Genomic DNA, 16,111 nt, shown 5'->3' on the forward strand with positions numbered 1-16,111 from the left:
CTCCAAGGTGGCAAGGTAATTCGATGAAATTCCTGGAAAAACTGAAAAAACGCAAAGAGCGGAAGTACTTCCGTGGCTGGGAAAAGATCTTCAAGGCCCCGGAGAAGATCCGTCTTGCCTACCCACATTACGAGGTCGGCGTGGGCACCTACGGGATCCCGGAGGTCACCGAGTTCGGCGACAAGGCCACCCTAAGGATCGGCGCCTACACCTCGATCGCTGCCGGCGTGAAGATCCTCCTGGGCGGCGAGCACCATACCGACTGGCTCACCACCTACCCCTTCCCGAAGATGATCGATGAGGTCGCCGACATCCCTGACAGCACCACGACCCGCGGCGACGTAGTCATCGGTAGCGACTGTTGGATCTGCACGAACGCGCTGATCCTCTCCGGGGTCACCATCGGGCATGGTGCGGTAGTCGCCGCCGGCGCGGTGGTGACCCGCGACGTGCCGCCATTCGCCATCGTCGGCGGCAACCCGGCCCGGCAGATCCGCTGGCGCTTCGAGGAAGACATCCGCGAAGCCCTGCTGGCTTCGGCCTGGTGGGACTGGCCGGTGGACGAAGTGAAGCAGGTCGCCCGGACCCTGTGCAGTACCGACATGACAGCCTTCCTGCGCTACATCGAGCAACGCAAGGGCTGATTCCCCGGCGGGAACGATCGCCGGTCATGGGCTATACCTCCCCGATACACCTTGGTTTCGAATTGCCGCCCGACAACGGGTAGGCCGGCCGCTTGACGCCCGCGGCCGTTCTTCGAGGGAGCTTGAATGACCGCGCTGCACGACCTCCCGGGAACCCGCCTGCTGGCACTGTTCGCCCGCCGGGAACTCTCGCCTGGCGAGTACTACGAGCATCTGCTGGCCCACATCCAGCGCTGGGAACCGCATCTCAACGCGCTGTATCGCTTCGACCCGCAACGGGTTCGCGAACAGGCCGCGGCGGCCACCGAGCGCTGGCGCAAGGGACAGCCCAAAGGCCCGCTGGACGGGCTGCCGGTAACCATCAAGGAGCTGATCGCCACCGCTGGCGAACCTATCCCATTGGGCAGCGCCGCCACCGCCCTGCAACCCGCGCCCTGCGACGCGCCGCCGGCCGCTCGGCTGCGCGAAGCCGGCGCGATCGTCCTGGCCAAGACTACGGTTCCAGACTTCGGCATGCTTTCATCCGGCCTCTCCAGCTTCCACGGAGTCACCCGCAATCCCTGGAACCTGGCCAACAATACCGGCGGCTCCAGTTCGGGCGCGGCAGCGGCGGCCGCCGCCGGCTACGGACCGCTGCACCTGGGCACCGACATCGGCGGCTCGGTGCGACTGCCGGCGGGCTGGTGCGGCCTGGTGGGCTTCAAGCCAAGCCTCGGGCGGATCCCCATCGACCCTTACTACACCGGTCGCTGCGCCGGTCCGATGACCCGCTGCATGGACGACTGCCTGCTGCTGATGCGCTACCTCGCGCAGCCCGACGCCCGCGACGCCACCAGCCTGCCGCCGGAAGTGCTGGACTGGAGCGCCGAGCCGCTGTCGGTGCGCGGCCTGAGGGTCGGCCTGCAACTCGACCCCGGCTGCGGCCTGCAGCCCGACGCGGAAATCCGCGCCGCGATCGAGGCCGCGGCGCGGCTGTTCGAGGAGCACGGCGCCCAGCTCAGGATCGTCGAACCGCTGATGGACCGGAGCCTGCTCGACGGCCTGAACGACTTCTGGCGCGCCCGCCTGTGGAGCGAACTGCTGCTCCTCGACGAGACGCGGCGGGCCAGGGTGCTGCCCTATGTCCACGCCTGGGCCGAGGGCGGCGCACGGGTCAGCGGGGTCGATGCGGTGCGCGGTTTCAACCAGACCTTCGAGATGCGCCGGCGCGCCGCCCGGCTGTTCGGCGAGATCGACCTGCTGCTGACGCCGACCAACCAGGTCGAGGCCTTCCCCGCCGACTGGGCCTCGCCGCTGAACGATCCGCAGCGGCCGTTCGAGCACATCGTCTTCACCGTGCCGTGGAATATGGGCGAACAGCCCGCGCTCTCGATAAACTGCGGCTTCACGGCCGCCGGCATGCCGATCGGCCTGCAACTGGTCGCGCCGCGCTTCGCCGATACCTGGCTGTTGCGCATCGGCAAGACCTACGAAGGCTGGCGCGGTCCGATCCACGGCTGGCCCCGGCCGCCGGCTGACTGAAGCCGGCGGCCGCTCGTCGCTCGGCTCCAGGCCTGAGTGTTTCAGTCGTCACTCCGAGAGGGCCTTCGCCATGCGCTCCCCCACCCGTCCCCCGGCGGCCGCCGATCCGGCCAGCCGCCGCAGCGTCTTTGCCGTGGTCCTCGGCAACGCCGTGGAATTCTTCGACTTCGGGGTCTATGCCACCTTCGCGGTGATGATCGGACGGACTTTCTTCCCCTCCGACAGCGCCTTCGTCAGCCTGCTCCTGTCGGTCACCGCGTTCGGCGTCGGCTTCGTCATCCGCCCCCTCGGCGCGATCCTTATCGGCGCCTACGCCGACCGCGCCGGGCGCAAGCCGGCGATGCTCCTTACCCTGTTCCTGATGGCGCTGGGCACCGGCGGCATCGCGGTGCTCCCCGGCTACGACAGCATCGGCCCGGCCGCGCCGCTGCTGCTGGTGCTGACCCGCCTGCTGCAAGGCCTGGCCTGGGGCGGCGAGGCCGGACCGGCGACCACCTACATCCTCGAGGCGGCACCGCCGCACAAGCGCGGCACCTACGCCTGCTGGCAGGTCGTGGCGCAAGGCATCGCGGCGGTCGCCGCCGGGCTGATGGGCTACCTGCTCACCCTCTGGCTCGACGAGCGCCAACTGCAGGAATGGGGCTGGCGGATTCCCTTCGTGGCCGGCCTGCTGGTCCTGCCGATCGGCCTGTACATCCGCCTCAACCTGGCCGAGACCTTTTCCGGACGCGGCCGCCAGGCCAGCACCCGGAACCTGCTCGGCGAGTTGTTCGGCAATCATCGGCGGGCCCTGCTGCTCGGCCTGCTGATCCTCTCCGGAAGCACCATCACCCAGTACTTCCTCAACTACATGACCACCTTCGCCCTTACCGAGCTACACCTGCCGGCGGGCATCGCGATGCTCTCGACGCTGGTCGCCGGCGCCGCACTGGCGCTCTCGGCGTTGCTCGGCGGCGTGCTCTGCGACCGCTACGGGCGCCGCGCCGTGCTGATCCTGCCGCGCCTGGCGCTGCTCGCGGTGCTGTTCCCGGCACTGCAGGCAATGACCCGTCACCCCGAGCCGGCAGTCTTCCTCGCCGTCCTCGCCCTGCTCTCGGCCCTGCATGGCATGAGCGGCGCGGCGCTGATCGTGCTGCTGGTAGAAAGCTTCCCGCGGGCGCTGCGCTCCACCGGTTTTTCCCTGGTCTATGCGACCGGCGTCGCCGCGTTCGGCGGCACCGCGCAGATCGTGGTGACCTGGCTGATCGGCGTCACCGGCAATCCGCTGTCGCCGCTGGGCTACCTGCTGCTGGCCAACCTGGTCTGCCTGGGTGGGGCCTGGCTGGCCCGCGAGACCTGGCCGGGTCGCGGGGACATGGAAGGCGCGCCGCTGGTGCTGCGCGACTGAGAACTTGCGCGGTTCGTTCAAGCGCCGCCGGCCTGTCGCGGGCGACGCTGGGGACCTCATTCATCCGGAGGTCCCACCATGCAGTTCTTCCTGCGCTACGCCTACGCGCCCCTCTTCTGGTCCGGCTTCATCGGCCTGGCGACCTGGCAGGTCGGCTATCGCCAGGCTTCCCACGCCTGGCTGGTCGCCCTGTTCCTCGGGGCGCTCGGCCTGTCCTTTCTCGCCGAACGACGACTGCCCTACCAGCCACGCTGGAACCGGCCGCACGCCGACCGCCTGCGCGATGTCCTGCACGCGTCGGTCAACGAAAGCCTGAACGCACTTGGCATCCTCGCCCTGCCACTGCTGGCCGGAGTCCTGGGCTTCTGGCCGGTATGGCCGCAGGCCTGGCCGCTGTGGCTGCAACTGCTGCTGGCGATCGTCCTGGCCGATCTCGGCATCACCCTGGTGCACTACGCCAGCCACCGTTCGGCGCTGCTTTGGCGGCTGCACGCGGTGCACCATAGCGTGCAGCGCCTGTACGGTTTCAACGGGCTGATGAAGCATCCCCTGCACCTGGGCCTGGAAGCGCTCGGCGGCACCCTGCCGCTGTTGCTGCTCGGCGTGCCGCAGACGGTCGCCGCGCTGCTCGCCTTCGCCATCGGCATCCAGTTGCTGCTGCAACACAGCAACGTCGACATGCGCATCGGCGGGTTACGCCATGTGTTCGCCTGGGCACCGCTGCATCGCCTGCACCACATCCGCTACGGGCGCGCCGGCGACGTCAACTTCGCGCTGTTCTTCAGCGTCTGGGACCGCCTGCTCGGCACCGCCCTCCATCGTCCCGACTACCGCCTGGACAGCACCGACATGGGCATCGGCGACCAGCCTGACTATCCCCGCGACTATGCCGGCCAGTTGCTCGCGCCATTCCGCGACCTGCCACGCAGCAGGCACGTCCCACAGCCGCCGGAAGGATTGGGGCGTTCAGCCGGCCAGGCGTAGGTGCGGCAGCGACAGGCCGGCGCGGATACCGAGCAGGCTGCGTACGCTGCGCGACAGGTGCGCGGCGTCGGCGAAGCCGGCGTGATGGGCCGCCTCGGTCAGGCTGCGCCCCTGCAAGGCCAGGGCGAAGGCCAGGTACAGGCGGCGCCAGAGCACCAGGCGGCGCACCGACAGGCCGACCTGGACGGCGAACAGCCGCTCCAGTTGGCTCAGCGAAAGACTGGCGCTGCGCGCCAGTCTTTCCGCCTCGACCCGCGCCGCGAGTTGCTCGTCGAGCGCCGCCAGGGCCTTTTCGACGCGGCGGTCGAGCCGTCGACGAGGCAGCCGCGCAAGCCGCCCCAGCAACGCCTCGGGCTCGCCGGGAGCGTCCTCGAGAAGCTGACGCAGGTCGTCGCTGTCGAACGCCAGCGGCTCGGCGTACAGCGCCAGCAACGGCTGCGACGCTTCGACGCAATGGGCTTGCAGCGAGGGCACCAGCAAGCGCCGGGCCTCCAGTACCTGGCCAGCGACGCGCACCCGCAGCGGCGTCTCCGCCAGCAGCAACTGGTGGGCATAGTGCGCGTGCTCGCGAGTATCGCCGTTGACCCCGGCGAACAGCGCGTGGTCCCGCGCCAGCCAGACCTCGCCCTGCCAATGCCGCTCCGTCATCGCGTACCTTCCGTCAGCCGTTCCGTGGCGAAACGGTGTCGGCTATGGCGGCCGCCGTCAAGCCCGCAAGGTCAGCGTCCGAACCAGTCGCGCCGATCGTCGAAGGCGTGCTCGATCAGATCGAGCAAGGCACGCACCTCCACGCGGTTCTCCGCTTCCGGCTGCACGCTCATCCAGACTTCCCGCCGCATCGGCTCGTCGAAGACCTGCGGCAACGCCGCCAGGTTGCGCTCCAGGCGTCCGGCGTAATGCGGCAGCAGGCCGATGCAGGCGCCCCAGAGGATCGCCTGTAGCAGCAGGTCGTGGCTCTGTACCTCGATCACTCCCGACTGGCGAGCCGCCACCCGCCGGTTCCAGGGCGCCAGGGCGGCGCTGGTGGCCTGGCCGTGGAGCTGCGCCAGCAGGTAGTCGTCCAGCTCGTCCTCGCTGGCCGGCCGCGTGCGCTCGCGCGAATAGCGCTTGCCGATGTGCGGCTGGTACTCCAGCTCGGCGATGCGCGCCGGTGCGGCGAAGTGGCCTTCCATCGGCGGATGCGGCTGCCCCGGATCGGCGATCCAGATGGCGATCTCCGCCGGCCCTGCGCTTTCCGGCCAACCCTCGCGCAACTCGGCGAGGGCTACGCGCAGGTTGGCGTTCTTGCGCAGGTAGCCCCACAGCTCGCGACTGAGCACATCGTGCAGGACGCTTTCGGCCACCGCCAGGCGCACCAGCGGCTGTTGCCGGTGAAGATCGGCGTGGCTCTGGTTGTCCTCGACCAGGCGCTGCCCGGCGGCCTGGACGATGCGGCCCTCGCGGGTCAGCGAGAGGGCGTTGCCCTCATGCACGAACAGATGCAGGCCGAGGCGCTCCTCGAGCCGGGCCAGGGTCTTGCGCAGCAGCGTCGGCTTGACGTCCAGGCTGCGCGCAGCCTGCATGAAACAGCCGCAGCGGGCGGTAACCAGGAAGAAATGCACCACCTCCAGAGAACCGAACAGCTCGTGCCAATAGGCACGGTCGTCGCGTCCCTGCGCGGGCCTGAGCAGTGCCGGGCGCTGCCCGGCGGACTCCGATAGGGCCATGCTTCCTCGCTAGCGTCCAGGCATGAGGCGAATCCGCAGTTCGATCGGCTGCGGCATGTGTTCCGGCGGCGGCAGGCGCAACGAACGGTCCATCAGCGCGCGCCGCAGTTCATTCTCGATCGGCTCGGCGTCGCTGCGCAGGCAGGCGAGACGGACGATCCAGCCGCGTTCGTCGAGCCAGACCCGCAGGTCGATGTCGGTATTCGGCAACTGCCCCGCCGCGCGCCGCGACTCCAGGAAGGCCAGCAGCCGCGGCGCGGTTTCGGCGTCTTCGCCCAGGCGCTGCTGGACCTGCTCGCCGAGCCATGCGGCATAGGCGCCCCAGAGCCGCTGGCGTTCGTCGCGGAACCGTTCGGGCTCGCCGAACAGCCAGCTGCGCAGGTGCCGCCAGCGGCTCGCGCGCGGCCCACGCCTGGCCTCCGGGATGCCGTCCATCAGTGCAGTTCCGCCAGGGTCTTGCCGAGCAACGCGCCGTCGATGCTCAGGGTAGCGTTGTTCACCAGGCCATCCAGGTAGGCCTTGGCTATCTGCTCCTGGCGTTGCGCGCGCAGGCTTTCGCGCAGGCGACCACGGACCTCGTCGAGGGTGGCGAGGCGAGCGTCGCGACGCTCGGTCAGCTTGACCAGGTGGAAACCGTTGGCGCCCTGGATCGGCTCGGACACCGCGCCGACCTTCAGCCGTTCCAGCGCCGGACGGATCGCCGGCAGCAGTTGCGCCTGCGCCAGCAACCCACCGATGTCGCCGCCGTTGCGGGCGGTCTGCGGGTCGTCGGAATGCTTGCGCGCCAGTTCGGCGAAGTCGCCGTCCGCGGCCTGCCGGTAGAGTTCCTGGGCGCGCTTGCGCGCTTCGGCAAGCCCGCCGGCCGCAGAGGCGGCGATGAAGATCTGGCTGACCCGGTACAGCGCCGGTACAGCCAGTTGCGCCTTGTTCGCCTGGTAGGCGGCCTGCAGTTCGGCATCGCTGGGGTAGTCCTCGGGCACCGTGCTCACCGACTCCAGGTAGGTACGCAGGACGATCTGCCGCGCCGCCGCCTCGATCAGCGTCTTCACCTGCGGACGCTGTTGCCAGTCCTGGGCGCTGGCCTGCTCGTAGAGCGCCTTCTCGGCCAGTCGCGCACGCATCCAGCGCTCCAGCGCGTCACGGTTCTCGCTCAACTGCACGCGGGTTTCCGCCGGCACCTCGGCCAGCAGCGCCTTCAGTTCGTCCGGCGCCACCTGCAAGGCGCCGAGGCGGGCCACCGCGGGCTCCGCGGCGGCGCTGGCAGATGGCTTGGCAAGCGCGGCCTGGGCCTGGCCCGCGCCGCCGTCCTCGCGCTGGCCACAGCCGGCGAGAACGGCAAGCGCGAACGCCAGGACACCGCAACGAAATGCCGGCCGCATCGGCTCAGGCCTCGCCATCGACGGGTTGACCGGCATCCTGCGCCATGCCCTGTTGCTCCGCGGCCAGGCGGCTGTAGTCGCGCAGGTAGGCGATGAACTCCTGCAGCAGGCGATCCCACAGTTCGATATGGCTACGCAGGTTGGCCGGGCTGACGCCGCCGGCGACGATCACGTCCATTTCCATCACCAGGAACTCGCCCTGCTGCGACAGGCGGCCGAAGCGCCGGCTGAGATTCCAGCGCTCGGTCAGCCCGGCGGGCAACTCGCCCTGCACGCGCAGGGCGCAGCTGAAGGTGAAGTCGAGGTAGCTCGCCGGCGTCGCCGCCGGATTGCCGAAGCGCACCGCGTAGCCGATTCCCTGGCTGGCGCTGAGCAGTTGCACGACGCCGTTCTGCTCGCTGCGGTTGACCCGATAGCCGGCCTCCTGCAAGGCCTCGGTCAGGCTGTCGACGGAAAGGTGTTCGATCAGGGTGATGTCGTTCATGTCCGGGTTCCTGGTTTGCTGTCGGATTTCACTGGGCGAGCGCCGCCTGGCGGTTCTCGACCTGGGTCTTGTAGAGGTCGTCGCCAAGCTTCTGCGCCATCTCTTCGAATTTCACCCGCGCACCGCTGGCGAACGGTTGGCGGATCTTCATCACCTCGGCGACGCTGACGTTCTCGTAGGCGCCGAGAATCTCCTTGGCCACGCCATACATTTCCCGGTTCTTCGCGGTGCACTGCTGCAACTGCTGGTCGTGCTCGCGGAACGCCAGGTCGAGCTTCTGCCGCTCGGCCTCCTTGGCTCGCGCCATGACCAGCAACTCGTCGTAGGCCTGCTTGTACTTGCCCAGTTGCTCGTTGCTCGCCTCGACCATCTGCCGCGCCCGGTCGTGCAAGCCCTGTTGCTGGGCCGAGAGCTGCTCGGCCTGGCCCTTGGCCCGGGCCAGCTCGGCGCTCAGTTGCTTGACCTGGGCCAGCGCCGCATCGCGCTGGCTTTCCAGCGCGGCTTTCGCCGCGGTGGCCTGGGCCTGTTCGGTCTGCAGCGCCTGGAGTTGCTGGGTGGTGCTGCGCAACTGGGCGCGCAGGCGTTCCTCCAGGCTGTCGGCATAGGCCGCCTGGCTGGCGTAGGCGGCGAAGGCGGCCCCGGCGAGCAGCGCCTGGGCCCAGATCGGTAATGAGAAAGGTCGCGTGTTCATGGTCTGCCTCTTCATGGTCTGCCTCGAGGAGCGCTCAGAAGCGCGTGTTGACCTCGAGTTGCAGGACGTCGATGGAGAACGGTGCGCCGTAGACCTCGTCGGAGCTGAGCCAGCGCGCGGTACCGTAGACGCGCTTGTCGAAGCCATAGCTGGCGCCGAGGATGTAGCCCTTGGCGTTGGTCCCGCCAAGGTGGAAGGTGGAATCGTTGAAACCATCCGGCAGGGCATCCGGCTGGATGTACTTGTAGGCGGCGAAGACCTGCCAGTCGCCGGCGTCGCGCATGTCCAGGGCGTTGCCCAGGGTGAACTGGAGCATCCAGGCGTTCGCCCCGCTCTTGATGTCGCCGTCGGAGCCGAGGTTGTTGGCGATCTGCGCCACACCGCCGGCGCGCTTGCGCATGTCGCCCTCGTCGTAGCCCAGGTTGTGCACGTAGTTGCCGGCCACCCGCAGCTTGAAGTCGTTGGGTAGCTCGGCATCCCAGCCGAGGTTCAGGTCGAGCAGATTGAACTCCGAGGCCAGGCCGACGTACTGCGGGTTCGGCGTGTTCGCCGGGTCGGCCGGGTTGGGCACGATGTCGCGCAGGAGGAACACCGTGTTGCCCTTCTGCATGAAGGTCGGACGGCTGCCGTCGGTGTCGCACTCCGGATCTCCGGCCCAGGGCCGGCAAGGGCTGGAACGCCGCCCTTCGATATCGTCGAAGCGGTAGTAGGCCAGCGCGCCGGTAAGGCTGTGCTGCGGGTTGATCTTCCAGGTGGCGCCCAGTTGCGCGCCGTAGAGCCACTTGTTGTCGCTGTCTTCCTTGTCGAAGCCGTTCGACGAGGCGGTGTCCGAGCTGTATTCCACGGGGAACGCGCCGACCGTGCCGAACAGCGCGACATCGCGGCTCAGCGGCTGGTTGAAGACCGCCGCCACGCCGTCGAAGTTGAGGTCGTTGGAATACAGCAGGTCGGTGGACAGGAACGGATTGGCGATCCGCCCGCCGGTCAGGCTCAGGCGCTCGCTGGGCTTCCAGGTCAGGTAGCCCTGGTCGAGCCAGAGGTCCTTCTTGCCGAAGCCGCCGCCGAGGGTCTGGGTGGTCGACACCGGGTTGTTGTCCGAACCGGTGCCGATGCGGATGCCGGCGCTCCAGCTTTCCGACAGCGCCGCCTTGAGGCCGAAGCGCGCGCGCAGGCGCAGCAGGCTGTCGCGGTCCTCGCGGGTATTGAGCAGCGGCGGCAGGCCCGAGCTGGTATTCGGGTTGACGTCATAGGGACCGTCGTCGTTGAGTTCGGCGAAGTCGGTGATCTGGTTGCTGTTGCCGTTGCCGAAGGAGCGCGACTCGTAGCGCAGGCGCACGTCGCCGTCGAAGCTGATGCGCGAGGCCCAGTCCGGGAAGGCGTTGGGCTGCGCCCAATTCTCCGCCTTGGCCTGGGTCATTACCTCGGCCTTCACTTCGTCGCGGATCTGGTCGCGCACCACCTGCGGGATATAGGGTACGCGGACCTCCCCGGGGACAGCGGCAACGGCCGCCGCGGGCGCCACGGCCTGGCGCGCCTGCTGGGCCTGCTGCGCCTCGGCCTCGGCCTGCCTGACCAGCGCATCGGCCTGTTCCTTCTTCAACACGCCCTGCTGTACCAGCAGGCGGATCAGGTTGATCGTGGCGTTCTCCGAGGGCGCCGGCGGCTGGGCCTGCGCCTGGCCGGCCAGCGCGGCGAGCATGACGCCCATCCCCAGCGCCAGTCGGTTCACTTTCGCGTTCATCTGTGTACGGCTCCTAAGGTCCTTCAAGGCAGTCGCCTGCCGGAAATCGTTCTGGGTTGGCGTCTTCTCATCCCGGCCGCTTGCCCTGCAGGGCGATGCGCACCGGCAGGGTCAGCGAAGCCGGCGGCCGTTCTTCCAGGCGGCCGGCGGCGCGCAGCGCGGCCAGCACCTTCTGGTCGGTCTCGGGGTCGCCGCTGGAGCGGGTCAGTTCGGCCCGGGTGATATCCCCCGAGGAACTCAGCCAGATCTCCGCCTGCAGGCGGAACGCCAGGTTGCGCAGCTCCGGGTTGTCCCGCAGCAGGCGCTGGAAGGCGTAGGCCAGGTACTGGCTATAGCTGGCGTTGCCGGCGCGACCGCCGCCGGAACCGGCCATCCCGCCGCCCTTGCCGGCGCCGATGTTGAAAGCGTCGGAGCCGGACTGGGCTTCGCCATCCATCTGCATCGGGTCGGCCAGGTCGTCGGCCGGCGACGGCGGCGCTTCCTCCTGCGGCTTGACCTCCTCCAGTTCGGGTTGCGGTTCCGGCTCGACGATCTTTTCCTCTTCCACCGGCTGCTCCGGTTCCGGCGGTTTTTCCGGCGGCGGCGGAGGCGGTGGCGGCAGCGGGATGATCGCCGGCACCTTGGGCGCCTCGCGGCGCACGCCGCTCATGTCGTTGGCCCACTCCCAGACCAGCCAGGCGAGGCCGGCGAGCAGCAGCGCGCCGAGGCCCCACTTGAGGTAGCGCAGGGTCGGGTTCGCCGGGCGGCCGTCGATGGACAGCGGCGCGGCATTTTTCGGCTCGGGGGTGTGCTTGGGATCGGCGGACATGTTCATCCCGGGCCTCAGGTCGGTTTGCCGGTGACCAGGCCGACCTGGGACAGCTCCAGGCGGCGCAGCAGGTCGAGGACCTCGATGACCTTCTGGTACTGCACCGTGGCGTCGCCGCGGACCACTACCGGGAAGTCGGGGTTGAGGGCCTTCTCCGTACGCAGGCGGTCCTCCAGCTCGGGCAGGGTCACCGGGTAGGCGTCGAGGAACACCTGGCCGGCGTCGTTCACCGAGATCGCCTTGGTCTTGGGCTGCGACAGCGCCACGGTGGCACTGGCCTTCGGCAGGTTGATCTGGATCCCGGCGACCTGGGCGGTGGCGGTGAGGATGAACATCACCAGCACCACCATCAGCACGTCCACCAGCGGGGTGATGTTGATGCTGTCGACGGCGCCGTCGTCGTCATCGTCGTGGCTGCTGTTCACGGAAGCCATGGCGTTCTCCTCAAGCCGGCAACGGCTGGCCGTTGCGACGATGGGCCACTTCGCTGAGCTGGCTTTCGCCATGCACCTCGGCGAGGCGGGTGACGAACTCGTCGACGAACACCCGCATGTCCGCGCTGACTTCCTTGTTCCGCGTGACCAGGCGGTTGTAGCCGAACAACGCGGGGATCGCGACGAACAGGCCCATGGCCGTGGCCAGCAGGGCGGCGGCCATGCCCGGGGCGATGGCATTGATGTTGACGTCGCCGGCCATGGCGGTGCCGAGGAACACCACCATGATCCCCAGCACGGTGCCGAGCAGGCCGATGTAGGGGCCGCCGGCGATGGCGTTGGACAGGCTCGACAGGCGCGAGCCGAGCTGCTGGTTCTCCTTGGTGCGCACGCCGTCCATGGAGGCGCGGATCGCCTCGATGGTGGCCGCGGAGACGGAAGAGGTGTCGGCGCCCTGCTCGCGGCGGGTGCGGATCTCCTTCACCGCCACCTGGTACAGGCGCCACAGCGAGGAGTGTTGCAGGCGGGCGGCCAGCTCGCGGTCGTCGGCGAGCAGTTCCAGGCGCGTGCCGACCTCGGCGAAGCGCTCGCGGAACAGCCCGTTGGCGCGACTGACACGGCCGACGTTCTGGTTCTTGCGGTACATGATGACCCACGACTGGACCATCATCAGCGCCAGGATCGCGATGATCACCCAGGCATCCAGCGGCACTGCGTTGAGCAGGAAGCCGAGCTTGCCGAAGCCGAAGCCGGACTGCTTCTCGTCGACCCCGTAGGCCACCAGGCGCGACTCGGCGCCCTGGGCGGTGGCGTCGGCGAGGAGCAGCGCCGCCGGGCGGGCGATCTTCGACAGGCGCAACTCGTCGATGGCGCCCTGGAAGGGTTGCAGGGTCGGCGCCGCGGCGCTCGCCTCACCTTCCCCGCTTGCCGCTTCGGTGGCGACCGCAGGCGCGGCCTGGCCTTCCGCGCCGATGGCGATCGCACCGCTGAACGCCGGCAGCGCCGCCGCCAGGCTGGCGACTTCGCGACCGCCGAGATACAGCGCCAGCCGGGTACCGTCGGCGACCAGCGCCAGGTGCTGCCATTGCCCCTGCGCCAGGGCCTGGCTGGCGGCAGCGCGCTGACCGTTCAGCTCGACGAAGGGCGCGCCCTGGGCCAGGCCGACCAACAGAGCGTTGCCGCCTTCGCGGCGCGACAGCAGAACCTGTTCGCCGGCCAGTTGGTCGGGACGCACCCAGCCGCTGAAGCTGAAGGTGCCACCGGCGCTCACCGCCAGCGATGGGCTGGCCGGCAGCAGCAGCGGCTGGCCCAGCAGTTGCGCGGAGCGACCGATGACGCCCTCCACCGGACTGCCGGCGGCGGTCTGCGCATTGTTGGCGTAGGCGGTGGAGTCCCGCGGCGGAGTGCCCGGCGCACCGTCGAAGTGATAGACCAGGGTGTAGTCCGGGTCGAACACCGACTGGCCGTTGCCGCTCTCCGGCGCCTTGGCGTTGCCGTAGTACATCCAGATGTCCTGGCGCTGGCCACCCTCCACCCGCGGCACGTCGACCCAGATCAGGGCCATGCCCATCAGCGGGTCGAAGCTCTCGACCTGGTGGCGCAACACGGTCTTGTCGTCGGCGGCGACGAAGCGGATGTCCGAGCCGTTCTCGTTGACCCCGTCGAAGGTGAAGTTGCCGGTATGCAGGCGCACCAGCAACGGCAGGCGACCGAAACTCTCGTTGATCGCCGCGCCTTGCGGGGTGGTATCGACCGAGACCTGCTTGCGGTACTGCCAGTCGTCCTGCCACCAGGCACTGGCGCTGGCCGGGGCCAGCAGGCCCAGGCAGATCAGCGATGTCAGCAATAAGCGATACATGTGGGGTTACTCCGGGGTCAGCGTCAGAAGCTCGCCTGCACGCTGAAATGCAGGCGCGAGTCGTGTTTGTCGGTGTTCGTCCCTTCCAGCAGCGGGAAGGCCCAGTCGAGGCTGCCGGACAGCCAGTCGGCGAGTTGCGCGCGGGTGCCGATGCCGACGCTGGCCAGGCTGAAGTCGTCGTCCTGTTCGGGCAGCGCATCCTGCAGGCGCAGTTGCGCGCCCTCGGCGAACACGTAGAAGCGCCAGTCGTTGACGTAGCCGCCGGCGCGCTTGCCGAGGAAGCGTCCGAGGGACGGCGTACGCCATTCCTGGGAGAGCAGGTAGCCGTCGTCGGCGGTGTTCTCCGCCGCCAGGTAGCCACGCACGCTGGTGGCACCGCCGGCGGCGAACTGTTCGTTGGAAATCAGCGGCCCGGAGGCGAGCTGGAAGGCCGCCTTGGTCGCCACCTGCCAGTCGCCGCCGAAGGTCAGGGTGTGGTTGAGATCGCCCTTGAGCACGCCGAAGCCGGACTTGGCGCGATAACGCTTGCGGTCGAATTCCTCGTCGTCGTCGCCGTAGCCGAGGAGACTGCCGGTACCGGCCACCAGGCTCAGGCCAAGGGCCAACTGGGAACGTTCGGTGTAGCGGAAACCGTTGTAGCCGAGGGTCAGCGGGGCGTACTTGATCGGCACCCTGTCGTTGTTGCCGCCGATCCGGGTCTGTTCCTCGAAGTCCTTGAAGTCGACGCCGAAGGAGAACGAGTGCGACCAGAGGCCGGTGACCGGCAGGCTGTAGATCGCCGCCACGCCGTAGGAGTGGCCCTGGCCGACCACATTCATGCTGCCCACCGTGGCCACGTCGCTGTCGGACTGGTAGCCGGACAACTGCACGCTCCAGCGCTGGCTCAGCGGCGCGGTATAGGAGCCGGACCAGACCTTGGCGTTGTCCTGGTCCTGCGGCGCGGTGAAATAGGTCAGCGAGATGGCGTGGCCGAGTTGCCAGAGGTTGTCGTAGCCCAGCGAAACCACCGAGCGCAAGTGACGGGTGTCGGCGCTGTAGTCGTTGTTCAGGCCGATGCTGGCGTGCCAGGGATTCTTGTCTTCCACCTGCAGGTCGACGTCCATGGTGCCGGGCCGCTGGCCCTCGCGCACCATCGGCAGCACCTGGCGGCCGGGGGTGCGGTTGACCTGCGCCAGCTCGCGCTGGACCTGGGCGAAGTCGGGCACCTTGCCCTCCTCCAGGGCCGGCACTTCCTCGCGCAACTCCACCGGCGAATAGTGCTTGGCGCCGACCACCCGGACGCGACCGACAGTGGTCTCGGTGACCTGCAGGTAGACCACCCCGCCGCTCACCTGCTGCTCCGGCAGCTCGACGTAGACCGACTGGTAGCCCTTCTCCTGGTAGGCGGCCTGCAGCGCATCGCGCGCCCCCTCGATGTCGCCCAGGCTGCGCTGCGGTCCGAGGAAGGGATACACCGCCGCCTCGATGGCGCGGTTGTCCAGCACGGTGTTGCCGCGTACCACGTACTCGTTGATGTCCACCAGACGCTGGGGCTCGGCTCCCGCCGCGGCGGGAGGGGCCTCGTCGGCCAGCGAAGCGCACGACAATGCGACAGCCAGGCAACCGATCGACCAGCGCTGGCGAAACGGGTGCGCACAATTGAACAGCGAACGCTTCACACGGTCCCCCGAAGTTCCATCGGGACTTATTGTTCTAATGCAACAAGTCCGTTCATCGAACAGTTCTGTGAAAGACAACAAACTAGCGACGACGCATGAACAACCTGTTAAAAACGGCGCCCGCCCTTATGAAATCTCGTTCTTTTCTATTTTCACTTTCGTGCTAGATATTCAGCCGTCGCGCTCCACCATGGCGCGCTTGCCATGTATGCAACAAGGCGAAGTTCAGGGAGAACTCCGGCATCTGCATGAGATCCCCGGAAATCACTTCCCCGATAATCCTGCCTATTACCCTTACCGCCTCCGCGCTGTTCAGCAGGACGGTTATATCGCCGACGAAAACCGGAAAATTCCAGATCTTCTGCTTCATTTCCAGGCCGACGAACCAGCGATACAGCAGGTTGTAGTTCAATTGCTCGTACAACTGCTGCTCGCTGGGAATCGCGTACAGCAGTTGCAGCAGCAGCGCGTGGATCAGCGGCTCCGGGGCCAACTGCATGCCATGTTCGCGGGCGAGCGCCGAGAGGACTTTCGCCTCATCGCCAAGGAGACTTTCTATTTGCGGTTTCAGCAACGCCAGGGAATGTCCCGGCGGTATATAGCTGGACACTTCCTTGAGCGCACCCTGCCAATCTTCCTGGGACACTATCCAGACCCATGGCGCCCCATATCGATAAACCGATACCGGTTTCTTGCGTGCGGCTTCGACGATCTTCGATAGGCGCTGGTCAAGTTCCTGCATACCGACTTTCGAGTAACTTTCCATCAATACTCACCGTCCTTCGCCGTATTCACCGGAGTGACCACGGCCGTTAG

General features: G+C 68.1%; 16 protein-coding genes. 4 read left to right on the plus strand and 12 right to left on the minus strand.

Translation table 11 applies throughout. The annotated features are described in order from the left end of the window. Positions 1–23: 23 nt before the first annotated feature. The 4 genes from ACM0M4_RS23935 to ACM0M4_RS23950 all read left to right on the plus strand — a co-directional run bounded on the left by ACM0M4_RS23935 (position 24) and on the right by ACM0M4_RS23950 (position 4,536). Complete coding sequence (locus ACM0M4_RS23935) at positions 24–644, plus strand: CatB-related O-acetyltransferase (RefSeq protein WP_003116522.1); 621 nt, start codon at positions 24–26, stop codon at positions 642–644. Positions 645–770: 126 nt separating this feature from the next. Further along, positions 771–2,165 (plus strand): amidase, encoded by a 1,395-nt coding sequence (locus tag ACM0M4_RS23940; protein WP_003116523.1) that lies wholly within the window; start codon positions 771–773, stop codon positions 2,163–2,165. A 70-nt stretch (positions 2,166–2,235) separates the two neighbouring features. After that, on the plus strand, positions 2,236–3,552 hold the full coding sequence (locus ACM0M4_RS23945; RefSeq protein WP_054379892.1) for an MFS transporter: 1,317 nt from the start codon (positions 2,236–2,238) through the stop codon (positions 3,550–3,552). A gap of 78 nt (positions 3,553–3,630) precedes the next feature. Beyond that, a complete protein-coding gene (locus ACM0M4_RS23950; RefSeq protein ID WP_003085391.1) occupies positions 3,631–4,536 on the plus strand; it encodes a sterol desaturase family protein in 906 nt (301 codons plus the stop codon). On the opposite strand, the gene ACM0M4_RS23955 is transcribed toward ACM0M4_RS23950, so the two are convergent. The 12 genes from ACM0M4_RS23955 to ACM0M4_RS24010 form a co-directional block, all read right to left on the minus strand. Further along, a complete protein-coding gene (locus tag ACM0M4_RS23955; RefSeq protein WP_003116524.1) occupies positions 4,519–5,184 on the minus strand; it encodes a helix-turn-helix transcriptional regulator in 666 nt (221 codons plus the stop codon). The two genes, ACM0M4_RS23950 and ACM0M4_RS23955, sit on opposite strands and share 18 nt — an antisense overlap. A gap of 71 nt (positions 5,185–5,255) precedes the next feature. After that, entirely contained in the window at positions 5,256–6,242 is a 987-nt protein-coding gene (locus ACM0M4_RS23960; protein ID WP_221345440.1) for a LysR family transcriptional regulator, read from the minus strand. A gap of 9 nt (positions 6,243–6,251) precedes the next feature. After that, the gene (locus tag ACM0M4_RS23965; RefSeq protein WP_003110838.1) at positions 6,252–6,677 is read right to left on the minus strand and encodes a hypothetical protein; all 426 of its coding nucleotides are present in this window, start codon (positions 6,675–6,677) and stop codon (positions 6,252–6,254) included. Continuing rightward, positions 6,677–7,621, minus strand: a complete 945-nt coding sequence (locus ACM0M4_RS23970; RefSeq protein ID WP_054375969.1) for a peptidylprolyl isomerase — start codon at positions 7,619–7,621, stop codon at positions 6,677–6,679. The genes ACM0M4_RS23965 and ACM0M4_RS23970 overlap by 1 nt, the downstream gene beginning before the upstream one ends. 4 nt (positions 7,622–7,625) lie before the next feature. Continuing rightward, entirely contained in the window at positions 7,626–8,105 is a 480-nt protein-coding gene (locus tag ACM0M4_RS23975; RefSeq protein ID WP_003098446.1) for a YbjN domain-containing protein, read from the minus strand. A 28-nt stretch (positions 8,106–8,133) separates the two neighbouring features. Further along, entirely contained in the window at positions 8,134–8,796 is a 663-nt protein-coding gene (locus tag ACM0M4_RS23980) for a hypothetical protein (protein ID WP_003085372.1), read from the minus strand. Between the two features lie 34 nt (positions 8,797–8,830). After that, positions 8,831–10,537, minus strand: a complete 1,707-nt coding sequence (locus ACM0M4_RS23985; RefSeq protein ID WP_031684896.1) for a putative porin — start codon at positions 10,535–10,537, stop codon at positions 8,831–8,833. A gap of 67 nt (positions 10,538–10,604) precedes the next feature. Beyond that, positions 10,605–11,351 (minus strand): energy transducer TonB family protein, encoded by a 747-nt coding sequence (locus ACM0M4_RS23990; protein ID WP_004348164.1) that lies wholly within the window; start codon positions 11,349–11,351, stop codon positions 10,605–10,607. Between the two features lie 8 nt (positions 11,352–11,359). Beyond that, entirely contained in the window at positions 11,360–11,779 is a 420-nt protein-coding gene (locus tag ACM0M4_RS23995; RefSeq protein ID WP_003085366.1) for an ExbD/TolR family protein, read from the minus strand. 10 nt (positions 11,780–11,789) lie between these two features. Beyond that, a complete protein-coding gene (locus ACM0M4_RS24000; RefSeq protein ID WP_031631001.1) occupies positions 11,790–13,637 on the minus strand; it encodes a DUF2341 domain-containing protein in 1,848 nt (615 codons plus the stop codon). Positions 13,638–13,660: 23 nt separating this feature from the next. Further along, positions 13,661–15,295 carry a ShlB/FhaC/HecB family hemolysin secretion/activation protein gene (locus ACM0M4_RS24005; RefSeq protein ID WP_003110842.1) on the minus strand — a complete coding sequence of 545 codons (1,635 nt, stop codon included), beginning with the start codon at positions 15,293–15,295 and terminating at the stop codon, positions 13,661–13,663. Positions 15,296–15,458: 163 nt separating this feature from the next. Then, positions 15,459–16,061 carry a transposase gene (locus ACM0M4_RS24010; protein ID WP_031684897.1) on the minus strand — a complete coding sequence of 201 codons (603 nt, stop codon included), beginning with the start codon at positions 16,059–16,061 and terminating at the stop codon, positions 15,459–15,461. Between the last annotated feature and the right edge of the window lie 50 nt (positions 16,062–16,111).

It is taken from the genome of Pseudomonas sp. 18-147 (assembly GCF_051048045.1).
In the GTDB taxonomy this organism is placed as follows: Bacteria; Pseudomonadota; Gammaproteobacteria; order Pseudomonadales; family Pseudomonadaceae; genus Pseudomonas; species Pseudomonas aeruginosa.